Source organism: Xenophilus sp. (assembly GCF_044462705.1).
GTDB lineage: Bacteria > Pseudomonadota > Gammaproteobacteria > Burkholderiales > Burkholderiaceae_C > Xenophilus > Xenophilus azovorans.
Genome location: NZ_JBIQNC010000372.1, coordinates 1 through 1,854 on the forward strand (window position 1 = coordinate 1; position 1,854 = coordinate 1,854).

Consider the following 1,854-nt stretch of genomic DNA (forward strand, 5'->3'; position numbering starts at 1 on the left):
CGCCGCCCCACAAATCGCCCGCGCCCCAGGCCCCCGGCCACGGCGCGTGGAACCGCTGGGGTGCATCAAAGGGGAAAGCGACCGGATGAGGTCGATCCCCCCCACCCGTTCGGGCTGAGCTTGTCGAAGCCGGGGCGCGGCGCTTCGACAGGCTCAGCGTGAACGGTGAGGGTTATCGAACGGGTGTGAGGGGCCGGATCACGGATCACGACCGCGGCCGCGACCCAATCGGCTCAGCGCGCCGCCGCCTCCTCGTGCAGCGCCCGCGCGCAACTGGCCGAGAACAGCAGGATCGCGGCCGTGAAGTAGATCCACATCAGGATCACCACCAGCGAGCCGGCCGCGCCGTAGGCCGAGACGACGGCTGCCGTCGAGAGGTAGATCGCCAGCGCCTGCTTGCCCAGCGTGAACAGCACCGCGCCCACCGCGCCGCCCGCCAGCATGTAGCGCAGGCGCGGCTTGGGGCCGCTGCTCAGCCGCATCAGGCCGGCGAACAGGCCCGTGCAGAAGGCGAAGGAGATCAGCTCGTTGATGGCGCGCAGCAGCGGCTTGAGCGACAGCCACTGGCCGGCCCAGTCGGCGATGAAGTTGATCGCCGTGCTGGCCGCCAGCGACATCAGCAGCAGCAGGCCGAACACCAGGATGTAGCCCAGCCCGCGCAGCCGCAGCGAGGCGGTGTGCCACCACGGCGCCTTGGGCGCCGGCGGGCCGCCCTGGCGCCACAGCCGCTCGAAGGCGGACTGCAGTTCGGCGAACACGCCGGTGGCGCCGGAGATGAGCAGGACGAAGGCCAGCGCCGAGGCGATGATCCCTTCGCGCGGCTGCTGCGCGCTGGTGATCGCCTGCTGCACCGCCTGCGCGCCGCGCTGGCCCACCACCCCGGCGATCTCGCTGACCAGGCGCGTCTCGACGAACGCGCGGTCCAGCCACCAGCCCAGGATGGCGACGATCAGCACCAGCAGGGGCGCCAGGCTCAGGATGCCGTAGAAGGACATCGCCGCGCTCATGCGCAGGCCGTCGGCCTCCTGCCATAGCGTGGCCGCGCGCCACAGCGGCGCCAGCGGCCGCAGGGGGGTGAGCAGCTTGCGGACGAAGGGCGGCAAGGAGGGAGAAGAAGAAGGTGGCGGCGCGGCAGACATGCCCCGACCCTAGCGGCATCGGCCGGCGCTGTCGATCAGCGCGGGCCGCGCGGCCGGAACACCAGGTGCCGCGCCGAGAGATAGTTGACGGCCATGCCGCCCAGGCTGCCCAGTGCCACGCCCAGCAGCGCGGCCCAGGGCCCCTGCGCCAGGTGCAGCGTCAGCGCGTAGATGGCGTAGTTGACCGCCGCGCCACCCAGCATGGCGCCCAGGTAGGCCAGGTACTCGCGCCACAGCGACGGCGGACGCGCCGCGGCGAAGGTGTAGCGGCGGTTGAAGAGCCAGGTGACGCTGGCCGCCGCGAGGAAGGAGAGCACCCGCGCCGCGTACCAGCCCAGCCAGGACGCCAGCGCGTACAGCACGCCGGCATCGACCACGAAGCCGATCGCGCCGGCCACGGCGAACAGCAGCAGGCGCCGGCGTTCGCCGATGGTGTTCATCTCAGTGGCCCAGGGCGTTGCGTATCACCGGCATTGCATGCAACGAAACAGAACCGAAGAGCCGTGGAGCAGGCCATGCCAGTGCACCCGCGGAGCCGGCTTTGCCGGGCCGCCGGGTGCACCCCCTTGAGGGGCTGAGGGCCGCGGCTCCAAGCCTGCCTGCGCAGGCTTGGACGGCCGGAAGAGCTGCCGCCTCTGGCGGCTGCTCGGATGAGACCTGCGAAGTCCGGGAGAAACGGGGGTGGACTCATTCTCGCTCCAGCACGTACCGCACG

2 protein-coding genes are annotated in these 1,854 nt (G+C 71.6%); both read right to left on the reverse strand.

Translation table 11 applies throughout. The features are described from left to right. Nucleotides 1–233: 233 nt before the first annotated feature. On the reverse strand, nt 234–1,139 hold the full coding sequence (locus tag ACIY1X_RS26250) for a YihY/virulence factor BrkB family protein (protein ID WP_399686556.1): 906 nt from the start codon (nt 1,137–1,139) through the stop codon (nt 234–236). A 35-nt stretch (nt 1,140–1,174) separates the two neighbouring features. Further along, on the reverse strand, nt 1,175–1,579 hold the full coding sequence (locus tag ACIY1X_RS26255) for a GtrA family protein (protein WP_399686558.1): 405 nt from the start codon (nt 1,577–1,579) through the stop codon (nt 1,175–1,177). Nucleotides 1,580–1,854 lie beyond the last annotated feature (275 nt).

Bases quoted from the DNA above. Each gene is read 5' to 3' on its own strand.
- ACIY1X_RS26250 (WP_399686556.1), bottom strand. From the start codon at position 1,139: ATGTCTGCCGCGCCGCCACCTTCTTCTTCTCCCTCCTTGCCGCCCTTC.
- ACIY1X_RS26255 (WP_399686558.1), bottom strand. From the start codon at position 1,579: ATGAACACCATCGGCGAACGCCGGCGCCTGCTGCTGTTCGCCGTGGCC.